This window comes from Vibrio sonorensis (assembly GCF_001854765.1).
Lineage (GTDB): Bacteria > Pseudomonadota > Gammaproteobacteria > Enterobacterales > Vibrionaceae > Vibrio > Vibrio sonorensis.
In genome coordinates this window covers 37,472-60,298 of sequence record NZ_LJJE01000022.1, presented here as the reverse complement: position 1 = coordinate 60,298, position 22,827 = coordinate 37,472, and the positions used below count along the sequence as shown (strand labels likewise).

At 44.5% G+C, this 22,827-nt stretch carries 19 protein-coding genes and 2 pseudogenes; 10 read left to right on the top strand and 11 right to left on the bottom strand.

The window, feature by feature from the left end; genetic code table 11:
* Window positions 1–85: 85 nt before the first annotated feature.
* The 4 genes from BLO31_RS04005 to BLO31_RS03990 all read left to right on the top strand — a co-directional run bounded on the left by BLO31_RS04005 (window position 86) and on the right by BLO31_RS03990 (window position 4,320).
* The gene (locus tag BLO31_RS04005; RefSeq protein ID WP_070962993.1) at window positions 86–2,152 is read left to right on the top strand and encodes a TonB-dependent receptor; all 2,067 of its coding nucleotides are present in this window, start codon (window positions 86–88) and stop codon (window positions 2,150–2,152) included.
* Between the two features lie 4 nt (window positions 2,153–2,156).
* Complete coding sequence (locus BLO31_RS04000) at window positions 2,157–3,146, top strand: methyltransferase domain-containing protein (RefSeq protein WP_070962992.1); 990 nt, start codon at window positions 2,157–2,159, stop codon at window positions 3,144–3,146.
* A gap of 12 nt (window positions 3,147–3,158) precedes the next feature.
* Window positions 3,159–3,404 (top strand): hypothetical protein, encoded by a 246-nt coding sequence (locus tag BLO31_RS03995; protein ID WP_070962991.1) that lies wholly within the window; start codon window positions 3,159–3,161, stop codon window positions 3,402–3,404.
* A gap of 64 nt (window positions 3,405–3,468) precedes the next feature.
* Window positions 3,469–4,320, top strand: a complete 852-nt coding sequence (locus tag BLO31_RS03990; protein WP_084659595.1) for an MFS transporter — start codon at window positions 3,469–3,471, stop codon at window positions 4,318–4,320.
* Here the strand turns inward: BLO31_RS03990 and BLO31_RS03985 are convergent.
* The 3 genes from BLO31_RS03985 to BLO31_RS03975 form a co-directional block, all read right to left on the bottom strand.
* On the bottom strand, window positions 4,317–5,246 hold the full coding sequence (locus BLO31_RS03985; RefSeq protein WP_070962989.1) for a helix-turn-helix domain-containing protein: 930 nt from the start codon (window positions 5,244–5,246) through the stop codon (window positions 4,317–4,319). The two genes, BLO31_RS03990 and BLO31_RS03985, sit on opposite strands and share 4 nt — an antisense overlap.
* Before the next feature lie 163 nt (window positions 5,247–5,409).
* Window positions 5,410–5,976, bottom strand: coding sequence for a hypothetical protein (locus tag BLO31_RS03980; RefSeq protein ID WP_084659593.1), 567 nt, complete (start codon window positions 5,974–5,976; stop codon window positions 5,410–5,412).
* A gap of 235 nt (window positions 5,977–6,211) precedes the next feature.
* A complete protein-coding gene (locus tag BLO31_RS03975) occupies window positions 6,212–7,756 on the bottom strand; it encodes a methyl-accepting chemotaxis protein (RefSeq protein ID WP_245688380.1) in 1,545 nt (514 codons plus the stop codon).
* A gap of 690 nt (window positions 7,757–8,446) precedes the next feature.
* On the opposite strand from BLO31_RS03975, the gene BLO31_RS03970 reads away from it, so the two are divergent.
* Window positions 8,447–8,743, top strand: coding sequence for a ribbon-helix-helix domain-containing protein (locus BLO31_RS03970; RefSeq protein ID WP_070962987.1), 297 nt, complete (start codon window positions 8,447–8,449; stop codon window positions 8,741–8,743).
* Window positions 8,744–8,828: 85 nt separating this feature from the next.
* A complete protein-coding gene (locus BLO31_RS03965; RefSeq protein WP_070962986.1) occupies window positions 8,829–9,224 on the top strand; it encodes a VOC family protein in 396 nt (131 codons plus the stop codon).
* Between the two features lie 94 nt (window positions 9,225–9,318).
* Here BLO31_RS03965 and BLO31_RS03960 read toward each other — a convergent pair whose 3' ends face one another.
* The 7 genes and pseudogenes from BLO31_RS03960 to hinT form a co-directional block, all read right to left on the bottom strand.
* Window positions 9,319–10,608 (bottom strand): NAD(P)/FAD-dependent oxidoreductase, encoded by a 1,290-nt coding sequence (locus tag BLO31_RS03960; RefSeq protein WP_070962985.1) that lies wholly within the window; start codon window positions 10,606–10,608, stop codon window positions 9,319–9,321.
* Window positions 10,609–10,973: 365 nt separating this feature from the next.
* A complete protein-coding gene (ycfP, locus tag BLO31_RS03955; RefSeq protein ID WP_070963098.1) occupies window positions 10,974–11,513 on the bottom strand; it encodes an alpha/beta hydrolase YcfP in 540 nt (179 codons plus the stop codon).
* A gap of 137 nt (window positions 11,514–11,650) precedes the next feature.
* A pseudogene (locus BLO31_RS03950) lies at window positions 11,651–12,504 on the bottom strand (phosphotransferase).
* A 17-nt stretch (window positions 12,505–12,521) separates the two neighbouring features.
* On the bottom strand, window positions 12,522–13,112 hold the full coding sequence (gene lpoB / locus BLO31_RS03945) for a penicillin-binding protein activator LpoB (protein WP_070963097.1): 591 nt from the start codon (window positions 13,110–13,112) through the stop codon (window positions 12,522–12,524).
* A gap of 127 nt (window positions 13,113–13,239) precedes the next feature.
* On the bottom strand, window positions 13,240–13,629 hold the full coding sequence (locus BLO31_RS03940; RefSeq protein ID WP_070962984.1) for a YcfL family putative periplasmic lipoprotein: 390 nt from the start codon (window positions 13,627–13,629) through the stop codon (window positions 13,240–13,242).
* Window positions 13,629–15,035, bottom strand: a complete 1,407-nt coding sequence (locus tag BLO31_RS03935) for a COG3014 family protein (RefSeq protein WP_070962983.1) — start codon at window positions 15,033–15,035, stop codon at window positions 13,629–13,631. Before BLO31_RS03935 ends, BLO31_RS03940 begins: the two co-directional genes overlap by 1 nt.
* A 116-nt stretch (window positions 15,036–15,151) precedes the next feature.
* Window positions 15,152–15,502 (bottom strand): purine nucleoside phosphoramidase, encoded by a 351-nt coding sequence (gene hinT, locus BLO31_RS03930; protein WP_070962982.1) that lies wholly within the window; start codon window positions 15,500–15,502, stop codon window positions 15,152–15,154.
* A gap of 229 nt (window positions 15,503–15,731) precedes the next feature.
* Between hinT and BLO31_RS03925 the strand changes: the two are divergent.
* Together BLO31_RS03925 and BLO31_RS03920 are read left to right on the top strand one after the other, a co-directional pair.
* A pseudogene (locus BLO31_RS03925) lies at window positions 15,732–17,722 on the top strand (methyl-accepting chemotaxis protein).
* 166 nt (window positions 17,723–17,888) lie between these two features.
* Window positions 17,889–19,058 carry a DUF1887 family protein gene (locus tag BLO31_RS03920; protein ID WP_070962981.1) on the top strand — a complete coding sequence of 390 codons (1,170 nt, stop codon included), beginning with the start codon at window positions 17,889–17,891 and terminating at the stop codon, window positions 19,056–19,058.
* A 58-nt stretch (window positions 19,059–19,116) separates the two neighbouring features.
* Here BLO31_RS03920 and fadR read toward each other — a convergent pair whose 3' ends face one another.
* Complete coding sequence (gene fadR / locus BLO31_RS03915) at window positions 19,117–19,956, bottom strand: fatty acid metabolism transcriptional regulator FadR (RefSeq protein ID WP_070962980.1); 840 nt, start codon at window positions 19,954–19,956, stop codon at window positions 19,117–19,119.
* Between the two features lie 630 nt (window positions 19,957–20,586).
* Here fadR and nhaB point away from each other — a divergent pair.
* Together nhaB and dsbB are read left to right on the top strand one after the other, a co-directional pair.
* Window positions 20,587–22,179 carry a Na(+)/H(+) antiporter NhaB gene (gene nhaB, locus BLO31_RS03910; protein WP_070962979.1) on the top strand — a complete coding sequence of 531 codons (1,593 nt, stop codon included), beginning with the start codon at window positions 20,587–20,589 and terminating at the stop codon, window positions 22,177–22,179.
* A 79-nt stretch (window positions 22,180–22,258) separates the two neighbouring features.
* Window positions 22,259–22,780 (top strand): disulfide bond formation protein DsbB, encoded by a 522-nt coding sequence (gene dsbB, locus BLO31_RS03905; protein WP_070962978.1) that lies wholly within the window; start codon window positions 22,259–22,261, stop codon window positions 22,778–22,780.
* Window positions 22,781–22,827 lie beyond the last annotated feature (47 nt).

Genomic DNA, 22,827 nt, shown 5'->3' with positions numbered 1-22,827 from the left:
GACGTTTCCGCATTTGATATTGGTAGTTATCCATTCGCTTTATGATCCAGTTCGGTTTGTGGTCAAAAAGACATGGAGTAGCAAAATGGCGAAACCCGCAACAGCTTTTTCTCTTTCCCCTATCACTCTTGCCATTCTTTTTTCTGGACAAGTAAGTGCCGAAGTTCCGACTCTCGAAACCCAAGTCGTTACAGCGCGACACTGGGAAGAACCGAGTTCCAAGGTTCCCGCTAGCATTTCGCAGATTGAGCTAGACGCGAGAAAAGACGACATCACTAAAATTGAGAAGCGAGTTAGCAATGTTCGCGTAGAACACTCTTCCGTTCAAACCAGAATCGCCATAAGGGGAAGTTCAGGTTACGACACAAGCCTGCAGCAACCGGTGGGCTATTACCTCAACGACGTCGCCTTACCTCTGGGAGCGACTCAGTTACCAGTGATGGTTAATGTAGAGCCCATCGAAGTGATTAAGGGCCCCCAAGGCGATCTCTACGGGCGACATTCCGAAGCCGGAGTGGTAAAAGTTCGCCAGCAATCTCTCAATTGGCAACCCAGTTTAGAAGTCGGGCTAATGATGGGGTATACCCAAGGTGCGAACGGAAGACAGATGGCAAACAGCGTTATAGTCGCTGCTGAAAATACTCTTGTCGAAGACGTTTTAGCCGCTTCACTAGCACTTAAGATAGACAGAGGAGATGGGCCCAATCACAACTTAGCTAACGATGCCAAAGATGGAGGAAGGCACAACAATGTGTCTGGTAACATCGCTTTCGAGCTTGCTGCCAATGACACGACGGATATTCTGCTTCGCAGCTACACAAGTGACCAAGAGCTGGGTAAGGCACGTTTGCGCTATCTAACCGGACCTGCGGCAACCGACCGGCAAGTAACAAACCACAATACAAAGAGTGTTGAAAATAGAGATTCAGATATACACTCCCTCAGAATCGACCATGAGATCGGCGATATAGAGTTGACATCAATTACTGGAACAACGAGGTTTGATCGAGGGTTCACCACTGATCTCGATTTAACACCTGCCCCAGTGCCTGCGACCCTGATGGATATGAAAGACAGAATGTGGTCCCAAGAACTGCGACTGAGTAACCATCTTTCAGTTGATCAAAGCGGGCGTTGGCTAGCGGGCGTCTATTTCTATCAACAAGACACCGATGTTGATTTCACCCTAGGCGGTACACCAATGATGCCAAGAACTCAACGGGTGACCGGAATTGATCAACGCGGCGGAGCTGGATTTGGCCAACTTGAGTGGCAGTTTGTCAATAATTGGTTTTTCACTTCAGGCTTGCGCTACGAGCGCATCAATAAAACGGGTGAACAAGCACTTATGAGGCAAATGAACCACCGTTACAGTTCTGATTTAGACCAAAGTATCTGGCTTCCCAAGCTCAGTCTGAGCTATCAAGGGGAAAGCCACACAGCGTACGCCACAATTGCAAAAGGATACTTGCCCGGCGGATTTAACTACGCGTCGGCGCGCAGCTTATCATCCTTTACCTACAATGAAGAAAGAAGTACTAACCTAGAGATCGGATACAAAACACAACTGGTCAATAACAAACTCAACTTAACAAGCGCCCTTTTCCACATTCGCACTAAAGATAAGCAGATTACCGATATCTTGCCGGGATTTGAGCAGACCATTAGTAACGCCGCTCAAACAACATCCTATGGAGTAGAGCTCACGGCGGATTATCAGTGGCACTCCAACTTAAACACCTATATCTCTATCGGCACGATGGAAGCGAAAGCGGATGACTATCAACAGAACGTCTTTAATGGCTCTCGCTTTGTTGTCAATAACTTGTCTGGAAACCGTCTACCGCTAGCGCCTAAGTACACCTATTCACTTGGTATCGATTATCAACCCAAGTCGGGATGGTTTGCATCATTAAACGCCTCAGGTAGCAGCAAGTACTATTTCGATGTGGCAAACACGCTGGAACACCCTAAGTACCTAACGTTCGACGCCTCTACTGGTTACAAAACCCAAAACGTTACGTTAGCAGTGCATTTAGAGAATTTGTTTGATGAAGAGCGATACAGTCGCGCAGTCCGCACACCTTCAGGTGCGGTCGTCGAAGACAGTCACGAGCGTTTCATTGGCGCCTCATTAACCATGAATTGGTAATAATATGAATTTCTGCGAACAGAAAACCTTACTTGATACCTTGCATCGTTCCCTTGAGTGGCCCTTAGTCGAGCTTGCGATGAAAAGAGGCGTTTTTGACTTGTTATCAGAGCCTGAAAACGCCAACTATATCGCTCAGCAATTGGAGTGGGATCCACAAAAAACTGCATTGTTTTTAAACGGGCTTTGCAGTTTGAACCTGATAGAAAAAGCCGACGAAAAGTACCAGCTAAAAGAAGGCTACCAAGCCTTCTTACTCTCCTCATCTGCCACATCAATGGTGCCAACTCTTCTTCATCTAACTCGAGTTAAAACCATTACCAGTAGCCAGTTAGAGCAAGTGTTGAGCAGAAAACCAACAAGCGTACCTGAGACGCGTTTTGATAAAGCGGAGTTCTGGCAAGAATCCGTCCGTAACTTACGTTCATTTCATCGCAGTTGCGGCACCGAGTTTATGGCAGAGATCTTGTCTCATCTTCCAGAATGGGGACGAGTAAAAAACGCACTAGAGATTGGAGCGGGTTCAGAAACCTTAGCAAATCACCTCACTAACATTCACTCTGGACTCACTGCCCATATCTTTGATTTACCACCTGTTATTGCCCAAATCGCCCCTCGAACTGCTGATAACTCACGGGTCGTACTTCACCAAGGAGACTACAACATTGCCAATTTACCCAAGGGGTTTGATCTTATCTTTTCCTCAATGTCGCTCTATTACGCTAATGATCTCAACACATTAATAAGGCAAATTAATCAATCTCTGGTAGACGGTGGCATATTTGTTAGCTTACATGAAGGGCTTCAGGAGCAAAGAACCCAGCCTAGGCATCACGTGATTGGACGCCTGCTGCCCAGCTTAAATGGCAACGATGTGTCGTTTGATCAGGGTAACATTGCCAATGCTATGTTAGAGGCTGGCTTTCGACGAGTAAAAAGCCGAAGTATCGACACCCCCTTTGGGTCAATGGAACTAGATATCGCTTACAAGTAAGAAGGGCACCATATGAATTTGCCGTTACCGCTATTAAGTGCACTAATTATCAATGGTGCTGGACACGCTTTTTTTGCCATCAGTTTGCCCGCTATCGGCCGCTCGTCTGCCATTAGCGACAGTCAAATTGCCGTGATCCTAAGTTTACCTGCTATTGCAATGATTCTTTCTGCTCCAGTATGGGGTTGGTTTGCGATCGCGTGGGAAGAAAACACGCCCTCAATATTGGACTGTTTTTTTCGGCCCTCACTTCTCTAGTGATCGGGCTGCTCGTCAACCTTACTTCTGTTTTAACACCAGCCTTGTTGGCGAGTTTACTACTTTGTCTTCGGCTAATTCACGGCGCCTGAGTGGAGGCCTAAAACCAGCGACACAAGCCATAGTTGCCGACACAACACCAGTACGTCAACGCCTTCAGGGCATGGGGTTAATGGGAGCAAGTTTCGGTGCTGGAACCATTATAGGTGGTTTAATTGCCATCTTATCCGGTAGTACATTTTTAAGTGAGAGTTACATCGGCCTTGCACTATTGATGTTCGGTTCTGCTGTTTGGGTCGTCGTGTCGGTGCCAGAGTCCCGAGACAGCGAAGAGAAAAGCGTTGCTTTTACCAAACTCTTCCCTGCGCTGCCCTATCTTTTTGCCACCATTAGCGCTTTAACTATGTATGGCGCCTTACAACCAATCACCAGTTGGGTGCTGCAAGACTTACTATTACTGCCACCTCATCAAGCGATTCGTTTTACAGGCGTGATCATGATGTCCAGTATGTTCGCTATGGTAGCTTGCCAACTTGTGCTGTTAAAAGTGAGATTCAATTTTTACGCTATTAAAACAATGGGAGCCCTAGTGACAACGACGGCTCTATTAGTAAGCGCGAGTTGCGATTCACTGTGGCACTTGATTGCCTCAATGACAGTACTCGGCATGGGATTAGGGCTGTTTTTACCCGCCAATCTCGCCCTGCTCAGCCTAACAACAGATCACCATCAGCAAGGAAGACTGGGCGGATTAAACGGAATGTGTCAGGGGATAGGATTGGCCATAGGACCTGTGGTAGGCAACTTCCTTTATCAGATGTGGTATCCACTGCCCTATTTTCTGTTTGCCACACTGTTTGCACTGCTTGCTTTCCACGGACACAAAAGTGCGCGAACAATCGAGCAGTCTTACTAACCCTTACTTCGAAATTCTGACGGTGTTTGCCCAAAATGAGTTTTAAAGGACTGAGTAAAGTGACTTGTACTGCTGAAACCGCAGTTTAACGCGATATCGGTGACAGACTGAGCCTGATTACTTAAATAGTGTTTTGCTCTCTCCAACCGTTGACGTCGAAGCCATTCAAACACTGTCATTCCGAACTCAGCTTTAAATACACGGTTGAGTCGCGTATGGCTCATGCCGACCTCTTTCGCTAACGCCTCTAAGGATGGTGGATGTGCCAGATTTTTGGATAAGATCTCTATCACTTTATCCAAATCACTGCTCGCACTTTTGCAAGTTGGCAAATGATTTGGGGCCAACCAGTTTGCGATGAGCTCTAGCGCTCTTGCTTCAGCCATTAAACGGTCGCTCGCCGAAAGCATAGGATTGCGAACGAGTTCTGAGATCCAGCGATCGGGTTCTTGCTGAAATCCCAACCTTGTCATCTCGCTAGAATTACCGTATTGATATGGGGACTCTATCGAGTGAAAAGCTTGTTCAATACGCGCTGTTGCGTATTTTACCACCGTCATTTTCGAAACTTTGCCAGCGGTCGTTTTGCGTATCAGCTCATCGTTACAAGTGTTGAAAATCCATACATCGCCCGGACGAACGATGCAGTTAATGCCCGCAGTGACAAATGTAAACTCACTGACCCCTTCAACACCGAAAACAAGAAGCGTGGTTGGGTGACGATAGGTGATTTTGGATTCATAGTCTTGTTCAAACAGACAGTGACTGACCGTACAACTTATGTCCTTGCCAATATGGGCGGAAAGAAACTCAGATTGTTGCTCCAAAGTCGGTAGAGTGCGCACGCACCACTTGCCCTTCTCTTCTTCGGAGCACTCTAAAAGCTTGTGATCAATTTTCCACTGAGAGTCGGTGTCGCAACCCATAGTTTCTCTTCCCTATTCCACTCGCTTATAATTTTATTGATAACAATTATCATTTACAACCAATTTCATTCACGGTGAGTAAACTACAAGCGAGCAACTAGTGGCATCTTTTTAGGGAATAGTAAGAAAAGTGTCTGCTTCTTAGCGCAAATACATCGAGTCGTTACTTTGAACGGCGGCTCGCTATTGCATGCTTTAACCAAGTACCTAGCGCTATTAGCAACAAGCAAAAATAAGCCGAGGTAAGTGAACTTTTGACTACCGTACTCATACTGGCAAAAGCCGCAACGGAGCTCGCTATGTCAGGAAAAGTGTTTATCATAGCGATGACACTCAAGTTCTCTAGATAGTCAAAAATACCAGCAAACAGCGGTAGTAAGACGACCCAACGCCACTGCGATTGTTCGCTAGCAAACTTTTGGATAACCCATGCAAATAGCATCGCGTAACCAATCGCAAAAAGCCCCGGATATGCAAAATCTAGTGGCATATGTACCCATAGGTAAGCTTGCCTACCCGCTTCTCCCAATGAACCAATCAAAGTGACGGCATGTTGATAGTCGTATCCGGTAGGTGACATATCAAAAAGCACGCTCTCGGTGGTATAGGTAAGCACGTGAGGAAGGCTGTAAGATAAGATGGCGCCGTAAACCAGATTGGTGATGACAAACATCAAGAAAACGTTTCTACCGCTAGAAATGTTGAAAATCCATTTAATAAAACTACTCACTTTGGTTCCTTATCCATTTTGGTTTATTTATTAGCAGACCAAGACTTGAATACACATATTGTTACATAAGGTTTAAGTGGCTTTTTAGAATTAAATCAAGTTTTTATATCATCTCGCAGTGACCAGCCACACCCCAATTGCTTAATAGCTTTTATAAGTTGACGAATTTACTGTAATCATAGAAAAGCCCCACACGGCAAATGGCACGTATGGGGCGATTGAGTCGTTTTAACTTCTAAGCGAGTTTAAAATAAGAAAGCTTGTCTTTTAGGTGTTCAACCGATGCCGTCATATCACTCGCCTCTGAAGCGAGTGTTTTGCCCGCGTCATTGATTTCATGTACCGCCATGTGTATCGAGCTAACATTATCGCTCATATCATGGGCAACCGTACTTTGCTGTTCAGACGCCGCAGCAATCTGTGACACCATATCACTGGCATCATTAAGCTCTGAAACCATTGAGTCTAAAGTCTGTTTGGTCGCAGTTGTGCTTTCCACACAGTGAGTGACGTTATCGTTGTTTTTATCCATTATCTGAAGGACGTCTTCAGACATTTTGAGCAACTCATCAATGGTTATCTGAACCTGATTGGTCGACTCTTTTGTTCGGTTAGCCAAGCTTCTCACTTCGTCTGCAACGACCGCGAAGCCCCTTCCTTGTTCACCTGCTCGCGCTGCCTCAATCGCAGCATTGAGCGCTAGTAAATTTGTCTGCTCCGAAACGTCGTTAATAACCCCTACTACCGCGCTAATTTTGTCGACGCCTTTCTTCAACTCAGCCATCAAATCGCTGGTTTGACCTATAGAGACAGAAATAGCAGTAACATCATCTAGGTTTTCATTCATCGACTTACTACTGCGGTATGCCTCTGATGATGTGCCATTTGTTTTTGTCGCGCTCTGTTCCGCATTGGTCGCCACGTCACTGATCGTCGCCGACATTTCATTCATAGCAGTCGATAGCTGTTCTAAGTGGGAGTTTTGCAGTGAAATACGGTCGGCGGTCTGAACCGTTACTGCCGCTATGTTGCTTGACAACATGGTAGCTTCTTCAGCGGTTGACTTTGCTGACAGAAGGGTTTCACGGATCTTACTTTGCATCGCATCAAGTTCACTGTACAACTGCCCGATCTCATCGCTACGACTTTGAACAAAGTTGTTGGTAAAATCACCGCCACCAATAGATTTCACGTTTTCCAACAAAGCCTCTAAGGGCGTGGTAATACTTTTTCGTACTGCCCAGCTCACCGCCATTAGTGCACCGACAGCAAATAAAGAAATGATAACCTGACGAATAATACTTTCGTAAAACTCATCTTGGATATCAGATACCAACATGCCAGATCCAATAATCCAGTCCCACTCTTTTACGTAAGTGACATAAGATATCTTGTCTAACAACTCGTCTTCTGGTGACAGCCAAGAGTAATCGAGAAAACCCGAGCCAGGGCCAAGCGCTATCTCCGACATCTGTTTCCAGTGGAGTTTGCCATGCCCATCTCGGACCTTACTCATATAGGCGCCAACTCTGTCCGGCCTTAACGGGTGCATCACTAATCGGTCACTAGAGTCTGTCACCCAAAAATAGTTATCACCTTCGTAACGAATATCCTGCAACAGTGATAATGCGTCGCGTCTTGCTTTGTCTAAGGATAACGAATCGTTCTTTTTAAAGTGGCTCACTGCCGAAATAGCGGTTTCTACTTGGTGCTGTAGCTTCAGTTTTCTTTCTTCTATGCGCTCTTCTTTTTGTATATATAGATTGATCATGCTGATCATAATAATCAGCAACGATGAAATTATTATAAGCGCATTTAAATTTGCCCGAATAGACAATTTACCCATAGCCAAAATCTCCACATTATTAGAACGTTTGAAACAACTTATTCACAATACTGCAATCCTAATCGGATATCTTCACTGGACTTTTGTTAGTATTAGGTTATTTAAATCAAGCAAAGGAATTAATTTATAGCAAAAAAGTATTATATAAAACAAACAAATTTATCAAGCTTAAACGAATAAAATATACAGTATGAAATAGTGCAAGCTAAAAACACCTCCATATACAGTTTATCGATCGGTATATTCAGTCATTAAGCTGGGCTAATTTTGAATATTAATCATAATCTTATACATACAAAGACATTTTCAACCCTTCAAGAAAGAAAATACAAAAACATATAAAACTCAGATTTACATAGAATTTTTTACTAAATTTACGGCTTACTTCTAATAACTATTGTAAGTAATTAGAAACCTAGAACATATACTGAAACCAATTACTAATAATACGACTTGTTATTTCATCAAGTTAATAAAACAACTTAATAAGGATAGATATAAACATCAAATTCACATTACTTTTTTAAAGAACTAACCCAATAAAGAATGCGTAAGATAAAGGGCTTGATATCAAGCTTCATACCAATCAAAATGTCACATCAATCGAAATAATGACCAATAGATATGTGTGAAATATTTGCTCATCAACCTAAAGAGAACTACCAGTTTTCAACTCGCTCTATTCGAATTGATGGACACGTCACCAGTGTAAAACTTGAAGCAAGCTTCTGGCAGATACTAGAAGAAATTGCCCAGAGCCAAGATATGAGTGTTCCTCGTTTTATTTCTTCAGTATATAAAGAAGCCCTTGAACACAACGGTGAAGTCAACAATTTCGCCTCGTTGTTACGCTGCGCATGTCTGCTCTATGCCAAGCAACCGACACAGACCCTCAATGCAGCCAAACAGGGAAACTTCTAACCAAACAATGACCGCTGTCGTACTCACGTACTACCAATTTTGCTATTGGAAGAGTTAGTTTATCAAGCTAAACACAGGAGTACGTATGACCAAAATGATTCACAGCATGATCAGAGTGCTAGATTTAGAAACTTCAATTGATTTTTATCGCAAAGCACTGGAAGTAGAGGTCGCTAATCAGTATGTTTTTGAAGGGTTTAGTCTGACTTATCTCGCTAATGAGAAAACAGGTTTTGAACTAGAGTTAACCCACAACCACGGTCAGACCGAAGCGTACGACCACGGAAATGCTTACGGTCACCTTGCTGTTAGTGTTGAAGATATTGAAAATGCTCGCGCAAGACTTATAAGCCTAGGTATCCAAGGGACTGAAATTAAAACTTTTCATCACCAAGATGTGCCCTTAGCGACCTTCTTTTTTATTACCGATCCAGACGGTTACAAAATCGAATTTATACAGCGCGCAGGTCGCTTTAAATAACTCACTGCCCGCGGCGAAACCATCTAGAATCTACTGACATAAAAAAGCCCACTATTGAGTGGGCTTAGTCGCATTTGAAAGGACGCTTGGGCGATTAGTGGAGTTTAAGATTAGGTCTTAATACTCGGTTAATTCGTCCCATTAGGATGATAAGTCCTGTTTTGAACATGCCGTGAAGAGCCATCTGGTGCAAGCGGTAGAGTGAGATATACACCACTCGTGCGATACGACCTTCAACCATCATAGACCCTTTGGTCAAGTTGCCCATTAAGCTTCCCACTGTCGAGAAACGACTCAGAGAAACCAGTGAACCTTTGTCTTTGTAAACGTAAGGCTTTAGCTCGCGGCCATTCAACTTAGCAACAATATTACTGTAAGCACAGCTCGCCATTTGGTGTGCTGCTTGAGCTCGTGGTGGCACAAAAGTACCGTCTGCTTGAGTACATTGTGCTAGATCGCCAATTACAAAAATGTTTTCATCACGGGTGGTTTGCAGCGTATCGTTTACCACTAGCTGATTGATACGGTTCGTTTCCAAACCGGCAATGTCCTTAATAAAATCTGGTGCTTTAATGCCTGCCGCCCAAACCATGATTTGCGCAGGGATCTTGTCACCGTCTTTTGTCATCAAGCCATCTTCATCCGCTTGAGTAACCATAGTAGCGGTGCGAACGTTTACACCAAGCTTGGTAAGTTCGCTATGCGCCGCACTGGAAATACGTGGAGGAAGTGCCGGAAGAATACGCTCACCCGCTTCAACAAGGTTTACGTTAAGTTTGCTTGAATCAAGATCGCCAAAACCATAAGTGCGTAGCTCTTTTACGGCATTGTGTAGCTCAGCAGAAAGCTCTACCCCAGTTGCACCAGCCCCGACAATAGCGATATCTACGCTACCTTGGCCGTTTTTCGCATGAAGTTTGAGGAACTCATTGTTCATATTGGTGCGGAAACGGTGCGCTTGCTCTGGGCTGTCTAGGAAAATACAGTTTTCTTTGACACCCGGCGTATTGAAATCGTTCGACGTTGAGCCAATAGCCATTACTAAAACATCGTATTCCAACTCACGGGTTGGCATCAACAACTCACCGTTATCATCGCGAAGCTCGTGCAATGTAATCACTTTGCGTTCGCGATCAATGGTTTCTAATCCACCGAGTTGGAAATCAAAGTAATGATTCTTGGCATGGGCGCGGTAACTCAGTGCATCGACCCCCTCGTCCAAAGAACCTGTCGCCACTTCGTGAAGCAATGGTTTCCACAAATGGCTGGACTTGCGATCGACCAAAGTTACTTTTGCACGTCCTTTTCGGCCTAATGTTCGGCCTAGTTTGGTGACAAGCTCTAGTCCGCCTGCACCGCCGCCTACTACGATAATACGTGTCACAACAGCTTTCCTCTAAATTTAACTAAACTGGACGTCGGCCCGATCCACAATCAAACCGACTAAATTCTTTTTTGCCATTTTTGGCGAGCTATAGAGGTAGTGCGCCTGTTATCCACGATTGGATGCTAGATTCAGTGTAATGCCGGTGTTTATCCGGAAAATATGGGCAAGTTCTGCTCTTGCTCTCAATTTTTTTTGATATTTATCAAATAATTTATAGGTCTTTCATTATATAGAGCAAATTTTCAGGTGCAACAAAATAATGTCTAGATCACACTATTTGGGTAACGTTTGCGCTTTATAAACATTTTGTCATAAAAAACGGCACCCATATGGTGCCGCTTATCACTTGTGACTGATGTATTTTAACTCTCTTTAAAGTGCTTCATCTTCTGCAAGTGCTGGGAGATCTTTTTAAACTTGTGTGTCTGCACTTCATCCCAAACCACTTCGTAGTATGGTTCCAACGCAGACGCCGTTTTACTGTTGTCGTGAACTTCATCACTGCGAGATAACACCACAAGGCAACGATCCTTGTTTTTTACCCTAAACTCTTCAACGCATTTAGTGGCGATATCTTCGTACTCTTCGGGTCGATCAATACGCCCTTGCATATTCAGTTCAGGATGCAAATTGGGGTTAAAAATCACCTGTTTAATACCGCACAAGAAACCTATCCTTTCTGACCAGTACCCGCCTAATCCAACACCACAAATAATTGGGTTTTCATCGTCGGATTGCTCAATAACTTTGTGGACTTCTTTGAGTAGGTGTTGCATGTCGTGTTTAGGGTGAAGAGTACTGTAGTTAATAAATCGCACGTCATCATCTATAAACTGCAACTGCAGTACTTTTTCGTGGTTACCCGGGCTTGTGCTGTCAAAGCCGTGTAAGTAGATAATCATAGAGTCTCCCCATCCTTGAGTGCCCAAAGCGATAACAAACATTACTTTCTTTGGGCTTTTGTTTTAATCTACCACGAAGGCTAAGGTTTTAAAGGGGTGATAAAAAATTATCTCTGAAACGCTTAAAAACAGTGATCTTAGCTGCAAAATGAAGACGCCAATTTCTCTGCTTGGCGTAAAAAATCTTCCTCTCCCCAAAGCTGGTACGCCAGCAAATACCAAAGCATCGCCATCATAGTTGCTCTGGGTTTCCACGCGAGCACACCTTCAACCCAGTCGTCGACCCCTTCAACTTCTCTCAACTGGCAATACCGATAGACAGACTCCAAAGGGTTTTCTTCATAGATGTCGATACTTAACGTCAAGTCCAGTCGCGGATCAGCAATCGCAGAGTATTCCCAGTCGATTACGCGTTTCCCCATCTCGGTATCAACCATGTTGTATCCCGCCAAATCAAAATGGCACAAACAGTGCCCAACATCGGCCAAATTAGGGGCGTGACGCCATTTTTGGTATATCTCTACATAAGGATCAAGCTTGAGGTGGTTTTCTATCAACATCCAATAGTGATCCACTCTCGCGGTGTAATTAAAAGCGGCCACAGGCACTTTTTGGGTATCGATGTTATGAATACGCGTCATGACTTTGAGCAGGGAGTCAAAGGCGAGGTTATCGGTTAACGACTCCCCTTCAATCCACTCTACTAGTAGGCCGCGATCATTGATATGCAAGGCTTTGGGGCCGATAGTGGTCGACTCAATCGCTTTGAGTATTTGGTACTCTTGAAAGCGCGAGATAGAGAATGACTTAGTAATTGAGGTTGCGGGGCGCCAAACATAAGATTGGTTATCCGCAGCATGATTTTCCAACAACGGTTGGTCAACCCCCCAGTTAAAGTTTGTGCATATTCTGGGGGCACTGAGAAAAAAGGTTCTAATGACGTTAAGGAGTCATCGAGTAGCTTCGCTTCTTGCCAGCTTAATCTCGCCATAGAACACCTCTTTCAACCTAAAAACCGAGAAGGCTTTTCGACTCTTGTTTGCGGATCTCTGTTTCATCAGCCCACTCAATGAGGCCAGTTTCTAGATCCATCAAACGCATGGTCATTTTGTAGTAAACGTCTTTGTCACTACCCGCATTTTTGGCAATACTTGCTAGGTTTCCATACAGCATGTACTGAGCGCCAACCATTTTGCCAAACTGAATGGCGGTGCTTTGGTCGACAAGCTCGTCGTTGTTTTGGAACTTAAGTTGGTCGCGAACTGACTCTACTTTACTCATATCAACAAAGCGAAACTTACCCGAGTTCAGCATTTTAGTGCTGATACTGTCAGTCACGGACTCAGTATCAATATGTTCGCTGGTTTTATTTTTGATGCGGTCAACAAATACGATTGGACGAGAATCGCGAGTAATAGCCGCAACCGAACCGGAAACAAGCATGCTATCAACCATCTCGTGTGCAATTTTCTGTAAATCCGTTGAACCAAAGTCGATAGTTGTGGTTTCAACCGCCTGCGCATCACCATAACTCACTTTGTTTGAACAACCGCCCAAGACAACCGCTAAGCCTATTAATGCAATCGCACTTTTTTTCATCATTATTGGTTCCTCAATTACCAGCTTTTCTCCGCGTAATTGACTTTGCATAAACAATGCCGTTTCAAAGCCAACACGCCAAAATATACCAGTTCAAGATTTCTAACCCGAACCGGGCATTATGTTGTTATTGATCGTTTTCGCGAATTTGAATGCGAAACTGTTTACCGTTAGGGTTTAAAGAGACCTCAGACAGAGCAACACTTTCCTCGCCACGAATGATCGCTTGTTTCCACGGTGCCAACTTTGTATTGACTTCTAAACCTTGTTCGTCATACCAGTAGAATCGATACTGAATGTGTTGGTCGCTTTTGTAGAGACTTGTCAAACGAACGACACCACGAGCGTGCCCATCAACATCGACCGTCGCGATATCGTCAATATTTAAACGACTACCAAGAACGTTGTCACCAAAGTGAACCGTCTGAGAAGCTCCGTCAACTCGAAGCCCTGCCGTGTTTTTAGAGCACCCAACAACAGCCAATACTGCCACAAGCGCTATTAACCATTTTTTCATTACAATCTTCCCAACTGTTTATGCCAAATCGTGGCATTTCCACCCTGACGGGATATCCATACTAGAGCGGTGCGACCTTCAGTCACGTTAAACTGATACTCTTGACCGTCTACTATTAGCGTTTGCACGCCGCTATTTACAATACTACTTGCACTTAACGCCACTCTCGGCAAAGTTTGCCAACTTCTCGTGTCCGGCTGTTCGGTTAAAGTGTTCCAAACGTTAAACAAGAGATTGCCAACGTTTTCTTCTTTATTGGCCGTTTCTTTGCGAATGCGATCTTTCGCCACTACTCGTAGAACTTGTCGAACGACCATACTAGGCATTCTTTCACTTAACCCTTGCTGAGCCATTAGATCTACATCGACCAGTTTATCGCTAACTAAAGCCTCACCGTTGAGAAACAGCGACGAATACGGCACGTGGGTCGTGTTTCGATAATAGGGCAACGCAAGAGAATACAAGGCGCTGTTACCTTGACTGTCATAAACAGGTAAAGAAACCTTCCACCCTTGTAAGGCTTCTACTACCCCTTGTTCTTCAAGAACAATAACTTTCGCATCACCGCCTGAGATGGCTTTTGACTCGCCGTAACGGCTTTGTAGTTTAGCCAAGTCTTCTTGCATACCCAGACGCCGTGCCACACGCATAGTGCCATCGATGACTTCAGCATTGTTCGGTGATACGGCTAACGCACGGCGATAGTCAACATACGCGGCATTTAAATCACCATCGGTCTCGTACAATAGGGCTGATAAATAAAGTAGATAACCATTTTGAACGGCTTGAAGCGTTTTACCTGCATCTGGATAGTTGGATAACACACTTCCCATATTAGGAGCTATGCCGCTAATTTTTAACTCTTCTTCTGCCGCTGCCAGTGATTCCTCTCGCTCTTTTTTCGCCTTTTCTTGGACTTGATTTGCACGTCTCATTTCAATAAGCGCACCTTGCAAATCATTGTTTTTGAGGTAGTTCAATCCTAGGTAGAGATGCAAAAAACCTAGTTCATAATCCGCTGGATAATAGGTACTTAAGTTGTCGTTAATCGCTAAAGCCCCAACACTGGTCAAGCTTTCAGAAACTGAAATGACCGCGAGATCTTGCTGCTGTCTCACTGCTTGATCACTTTGAGAAAGGTAATCAAAGCTTCCTTGATAATCCTTGTTGAGGAAGCTCACTCTGCCCTTTTCAAAATTATCGAGTATTTCTCCCCCCACGGAGTCATTTAACGCGTCTTGAGCTCGCTGGTACTCACCTGCTTGTAATTCCTGATAGACCTTGGCATTTTGTGCAGAATAATGGCTGAAAAGATTGCCAGCAGACAAATTCGCACACCCTGCAAAAACAACCGAGCTAAACGCCACTAAAACGACCCTAAATGCTAAGTGCACTCCAAACTCCATTCTAGTTATTATCTTTATTGCTAAATAAGGTGCTTATCCGTTTAGTTAAGCACCTTAAATTGGTTGGTATTCCTTATACTCTTGGGACAAGAAAACCGTTAGAGGGTTCAAACAACTTAGCCGATATGAATTGGACCTAAAGGCTTACCCCCAAGAAGGTGAAGGTGGATATGGTACACTTCTTGTCCACCGTGAGAGTTGCAATTTATAATCAAGCGGTAGCCATCTTCTGCGACCCCTTCTTCTTTTGCCAGTTTCTTTGCGACCGTAATCATTCGGCCCAATGCCAGCTCGTGTTCCGCCTCTACATCGTTAACCGTAGGGATAAGTACATTAGGGATAATGAGCAGATGGACTGGAGCTCTTGGATTGATATCGCGAAACGCGGTTACCAAGTCATCCTGATAAACCACGTCGGCGTCAATTTCTTTGCGAATAATTTTACTGAAAATGGTTTCTTCAGCCATGAAACACTCCCTTTTTGCGCAATTGAATGATGTTGCGTTCGAGTATGCGTCATGAAGCACAAAACCTCAATAAAAAACAGTGTTCACTTAACAATATCGTCAAGAGTATGGTAACGGACGGGAATTTTTGTATTGTCCGTCATAAAACGTGTGTCTCTTCCTCAATACATTAGTCTCGTTTTTGGTACTTTTAGACATGAGGGTCGTTATATTTTTTAGGGAGAGGTTTATGAAAGGTTCAGTGATAAGGCGCATGTACGCCGGATTTGCACTGATCATCATAACGTTTGCAATTACAACTTTTATGATGATGCGAGGAATGGAGCAGATACACAACAATTTTGAAACTGTATCGAACACTTCACTCCCGCTAGTGTCATTGTCCAACCAAACCAGCGTAAAGCTGCTTACGGCGGACAAATATTTTAAAGATTTTTTGACCACACAAAGCCAAGATAGAATGAAAGTAAGGCGCGCAGAATTTGCAGAAGCGCACAAAGAGTTTATCGAGGCACTGACTGCTCTAGAAGTCGCATCGCAACAACATCCAGAGTTGGTGGAGCAATTTGCCCAGCTAAAAGAGATGGAAGCACGCTACTTTTCTGAAGCAGAACAGGCGATGGACAACTATCAGGCTATGTTTTCTGCTCAGGAGAAAGTCGCAGCCTCTACACGTAGTTTCCAGCGCACACACCAAGAACTCAGTGTTGGTATGAAAGAAGTCGTCGACGGCTCTGACAACATTGCAGTTAAAGTCATGGCCGAAAGCTACTTCGTCAAGCTTAAAGACGCAGAAGTGATCACCTCAGATGCCCTTGCTAGCAGCGACTCTGAGTTTGTATCTAAAGCGGTAATGAAAAACAAAAAGGCTGTCACACATTTAACCTACGCATACCGCGGGCTAACGGCTCAAATGCCAGAGCTAAAAGAGTCCTTTGACAAAGCAGTGAATCAGTTCACTATCGATATTGGTAAAAATGGCGGCGTGCTCGATCAGCACAACGATATTTACAAGCGCGAGCCGCATTGTACGAAAACATCAGCAACTTAACTCAGGAAGTTGATACCGCAATGACCATGCTATTTGGCTTTAGTCAGGTAGCAAAAGACGGCCTACTCGTTTCACTTGAAGAAGCGGGTGAAGTGTATGATCAAGGCGTAGTCCGCGCTGTAGTAATCGGTTTTGTTGTCGTGCTGTTAGCGGGAGGCATCGGATACCACATTGCCAAGAGTGTACGCGACCCTCTAACACGCATTCTGGCCACCTTAGAAAGTCTCACTAAAGGTGACATGACTGAACGTATCGAAATTCGTTACAACAACGAGTTCAGCCAACTGAGTCGTCACATCAATACGTTGGCCGACAGCCTGCACAATATACTCCTAGAGTTAAATGAAGCATCAGATGAACTGACCGCTACAGCAAACTCCAATGAGTCCACTTCAGGTGACGCGCGCAAGCAACTCAGTCAGCAGCGCACACAGACAGCCAACGTGGCTACAGCAATGACAGAGATGTCACACTCCGTGCAGGAAGTCGCGCAAAGTGCACAAAGCTCTCAGCGTATGGTGGAACAGGTTGAAACCGCTTCCCAAGAAGGCCGAAAAGTGATGAACAGCAACATCACGACTATCAACCAGCTTGAAAGCCGTTTAAACGAATCGGTAGACGCGGTAAAAGAGCTGCAAAAGATGAGTGGTCACATAGGTTCAATTTTGGACGTGATTCGAAACATCGCAGAGCAAACCAACTTGCTCGCACTTAATGCCGCCATCGAAGCGGCTCGTGCAGGAGAACAGGGCCGAGGTTTTGCTGTAGTAGCTGATGAAGTTCGCGTCCTCGCGCAGCGAACCACGGATTCGACATCCGAAATCGAAAATATGATCAGCAACCTGCAATCTAGCTCTAGCAGTGCAAACAATATGATTGAGAGCTGTATGGCAGAGATGACCATGTCGGTTGAACAAGCGTCCAATGCCAACAGTGCTATGGAGGAGATCCAAGCCTTGATAATGGAGATCAGTCATATGAGTGGTCACATTTCTCAAGCGGCGGCTGAGCAAAGTGAAACCAGCACCTCAATTGCGCAAAACATTGAAGAGATAAACCTAATCGCCGACACGAGTTATAAGGCGATGGAAGCGATAGCTAACACCAGTAGTAATTTAACCGCTCTCGCCAGCCAACAAGGTGAACTTGTACATCGATTCAAGCTATAAAATTGAGTTAAATCATGTTAAGGGGCGACTTTTTACAAGTCGCCCTTGTTTTTTTCCTTCAATATCTTCATATAGATGAATACCTAAGGCATTTTTGTATGCCTAGGTGCATGGCTTGCTCCCCTTTTAATTCCCATTATCCGCAAGCCAAACATGAGGATAATTTATGGCAGTTCATGTTGGCATTATCGACCAAGATCCCATTCGATTGGTAACTCCTTTGTTAGACAATCGAACCATCAGTAACCACATCGTGTTTATTGGTGTCGACGAACAGGAAGAGATGTACCTGCGACTTCACTCAGTTTTGGCTCAGCGCGGGATCACTTCTGAGTATTTCAAAATACCAAATGTCGCGAATACCTCCGAAATCAAAAAAGCCATTCAAGTACTGGCCGAAGATTTGAAGGCCCGCGGACATCACGTAAAACTCAACGCCAGTTGTGGATTGCGACATCGCTTGTTGTCGGTTTATGAAGTTTTCCGTACTTTTCACTGGCCTATCTTCGTTGTCGAACCAAACAGTGATCGCTTGTGTTGGCTTTATCCAGATGGAAGAGAAGACACTCAGGTACAAGACCATATCACGGTAGCCGATTACCTCACCGTATTTGGAGCTCGCGGAGAGTTTAATGAAAATGAACTGCCACCTCAGTTAGACCAAAAGCTTTATGAGCTAGGTGAAAGATGGGCAGGCAACGCCTTAGAGCTGGGCCCGGGATTGGCCACGCTCAACTACTTGGCGACCACGTGTCGCAAAGAACAGTGTTTGGATGTAAGACTATCAGACAAGCAGCAAGGATACCGCGAACTCAATATGCTATTGACCGACCTTGTAGAGGCGGAAATCGCAACATACGAAGACGGTGTACTAACCTTTGCCAACGAAGATGCGAGGCGATTCTCCAACGGCGAATGGCTAGAAACGTTAGTGCACAGCACAGTACGACAGATCCAAAAAGAGCTTCCGACCATCCAAGACCACTCGTTAAATGTTCAGGTGTATCGTCAACTTGGAGACAGAGAGGTGCGCAACGAACTCGATGTCGCCAGCGTCGCCAACAACAAGCTTCATATCATTGAATGTAAGACCAAGGGAATGAGAGACGATGGGGATGATACCCTATACAAGCTAGAATCGCTTAGAGACCTACTAGGGGGCTTACAGGCTCGTGCAATGTTAGTGAGCTTTCGTCCGCTAAGATATAACGATATCACCCGTGCAGAAGATTTAGGTTTGGCCCTAATTGGCCCAGATGAGCTGAAAGACTTAAAAGCTCACTTGACCAAATGGTACAAAGAGGCCGGCGGCCGAGAAGAACTGCAAGCTCTCTAAAACGCAAAAAAACAAAGCCAGCACTTAGCTGGCTTTTTCGTTCATCTAGAATAGTGACTTAACTGTCGTCTTCAGTAAAGCTAGTTGGAAGCGTCGTCTTCATTTGATTCCAAATGTGCGCACTTTCCATACCGTAGTGTCTAACGACGATCAGGATCTGTTCTCGATTGCCTTCTTGACACACTTCCAATAGCTGACGATAAAAATTTAACGCCAGATCGCGCGCTTCAGGATTCGAGAAGTAGTAGCTACCCACTCGATCATACAGCTTTTTCAGACCATTAAAGATAAGACCATAAATCTGGTTACCCGAATGGAAAGCTAACCGTTGAAACAACATATAGTCGTAATAGTTAAACGTTTTAGCGATAAGCGCTGACTGACGTTTCGCCTCGTCCTTTTCACCATCGTCTTTCACGTGCTGCTGAATTTTTTCCGCATACGGCGATGTCTGCATAAAGTCATCCCATGAGTCGGCAGCAATTAGCGCCTCGCAAGATTCAATCACGTTGGTGATTGTTCTTTCTGCATTTTCCTTATTGGCCTTAAATGCGTAACGCATAAAGATAGGGCTGATGTTAGTACGAGCCGCCAGCAAATCTTCTACGATAGAAGTTGCGTTACCAGCATCCAGAGTCATTAAGGTATCGAGGATATGAAGACCCGAAGTTTCCATAAACTGATTCACTTTCGTCGGTTTGCCGTGTTGAATCGTCAACCAACCGTCACGAGCCAAGCGTTGTAAAACTTCGCGTAGGGTTGTGCGGGTAACACCAATTAATTCAGAGAGCTCGCGTTCTGCGGGTAAAATAGAACCGGGAGGGAAGCGCCCTTTCCAAATACTCTCAATAATGTATTTTTCTGCAAAACCTGCCGGGCTCTTTGCCTTGATGACCATTAATTATTTGTCCAGTTGTTACTTTTTAGGGTCGGATGAACTCATCATACCACTAGTTTGCAACTATCGGAAACTTACCTAAAGGAAACTTGTGACAATTTCATGATAGAGCAACTACTCTAATTTATTTTCAAATGAAAAGAAGATGGGTAGATCGGCCTAGTGTAAGAAATCCATCTTTTTACATTTTGTAAACACCAAAGCACCCTTACGACTAAAGGATTATAGACCTAATTGTTAATATCAAAAATGCAAAATTAGATTACTTATTTCATAAAATTATCACTACAAAACCACTGCCTGAAATCGATATCCCTCCCCGCTGCCACTGAATTCTTGTTTTCACAACTATTAATTAGCACTAACGTAACTTTGATCGCGTTTTTGACCAAAATCCCACTGAGCATTTTATCATTACCGACTTTGTTATTGACTAATAATATTCGAAGAGTAGAGTGGCGAGCCAAGTAAAGGAGTGCTTGTCGATTTCAGGGAGTGACTTGGCAAGACTGCATCTCGTCTATGTTGTTTTTCTAAGTCACTGTTGTCGCTTAATCTGTGCGGATTTCCGCCTTTTTCTGCATCAAGCACATGCTGTGTCTTAACAAAACAACACAAGAGTAAAGTTCCATGCCGATGTCACTCGGAAATGCATTTATCAAGAATTTTTTAGGTAAAGCCCCAGATTGGTACAAAGTTGCCATAATTGCCTTTTTAGCCATAAACCCCTTCGTCTTCTTTTTTGTCAGTCCCTTCGCGGCAGGATGGCTGTTAGTAGCTGAGTTTATCTTCACTCTTGCTATGGCACTAAAGTGCTACCCACTTCAACCAGGTGGCTTACTTGCCATTCAGGCAGTAGCGATTGGGATGACGAGCGCAGACAAGGTAAAACATGAGCTTGTGGCGAACATTGAGGTTCTGCTTCTGCTGATATTTATGGTAGCGGGCATTTACTTCATGAAACAGCTTCTGCTGTTCATTTTCACCAAAATTCTACTTGGAATTCGCTCTAAAGCTGCGTTATCTGTTGCTTTCTGCTTCGCCGCCGCATTTCTATCTGCTTTCCTCGATGCTTTAACGGTAATCGCGGTTGTTATTAGCGTAGCGGTCGGCTTCTACGCTATCTATCACAAGGTGGCTTCGGGCAAAGTTTCCAATGCCTCTCACGACCATACCCAAGACGAACACCTATCAGAACTCACCCGTGATGACTTGGAAAACTACCGAGCTTTCCTTCGTTCTCTATTGATGCACGCTGGTGTAGGTACTGCGCTTGGCGGAGTAACCACTATGGTGGGTGAGCCTCAAAACTTAATCATTGCCGATCAAGCGGGCTGGCTGTTTGGCGAGTTTATTGTTCGCATGGCGCCGGTAACCTTACCTGTATTCATCTGTGGCCTAATTACTTGTGCCTTAGTAGAGAAATTCAAGGTGTTTGGTTACGGTGCTCAGTTGCCTGACAACGTTCGTAAGATCCTAGTCGATTTCGATAACGAAGAACGTCAAAACCGCACCAACCAAGACGTAGCGAAACTATGGGTACAAGGCCTTATCGCTGTTTGGTTGATTGTTGGTTTGGCACTTCACTTGGCGGCTGTCGGTTTAATCGGCCTTTCCGTCATCGTATTAGCGACATCGTTTACCGGCGTTATTGAGGAGCATTCACTAGGAAAAGCATTTGAAGAAGCGCTGCCTTTTACTGCACTACTGGCTGTTTTCTTCTCAATCGTAGCGGTAATCATCGACCAAGATCTGTTTAAGCCCGTCATTGATGCGGTTCTGCATGTAGAAGATAAAGGTACCCAGCTCGCCTTGTTCTACATCGCCAACGGATTACTTTCCATGGTATCTGACAACGTGTTTGTCGGAACGGTGTATATCAATGAAGTAAAAACGGCCCTGGTCAATGGGCTGATTACTCGCGATCAATTTGACCTTCTCGCTGTCGCTATCAATACCGGTACTAACTTGCCTTCTGTTGCTACCCCTAATGGTCAGGCTGCATTCCTATTCTTGTTGACGTCTGCCCTAGCGCCACTGATTCGACTTTCATACGGTCGCATGGTGATAATGGCGCTGCCTTACACCATTGTGTTAGCCACGGTCGGTATGTTTGGCATCGTCTTCTTAGTCGAGCCAATGACAGCGTTTTTCTACGAAGCGGGATGGATTTCTCATCATGTCGCAGATGCGGCCGGACACGCGGTTTCTAGCGGTCATTAAAAAAAACGGTTGCCTGTGAAACTTATAACCAGTAAAAAGCTCTGAGTATTCAGAGCTTTTTTCTTTTAAGGATTTTGAAGTGACTTTTTTATCTGCTCTTAACGCCTTTTCGCAGCGCCGCTTATCTTGGTGGTTACTGCTGGGTTTTGTCGTGTTTTTTGAAATCGCTGCGCTTTACTTTCAGCACGTAATGATGCTCGCACCTTGCGTGATGTGTATCTATGAACGCATCGCCATGTTTGGTGTGGGTGCAGCCGCTCTGATTGGTGTTATCGCCCCTGACAACACTGTTGTTCGCTGGGCAGGCCTATTAGTTTGGGGGCTAGCCTCATACAAAGGACTGATGCTGTCTCTTGAACACGTTGAGTACCAGTTTAACCCTTCTCCATTTTATACTTGCGACCTATTTGTCAACTTCCCTGAGTGGGCGCCGCTGAATGAATGGGCACCTTGGCTATTTGAAGCCTATGGCGATTGCAGCAAAATTGTTTGGCAGTTTTTAACCCTCTCCATGCCTCAGTGGTTAGTGGTAATTTTTGCTGGCAACCTCGTTGCCTTAGCAGTCATTATGATCGCTCAGTTGTTTAAGCCAAAAGCTTAAATCCCTTTACAAAAATGAAAAAACCGGCTGTTCACACACAAGCCGGT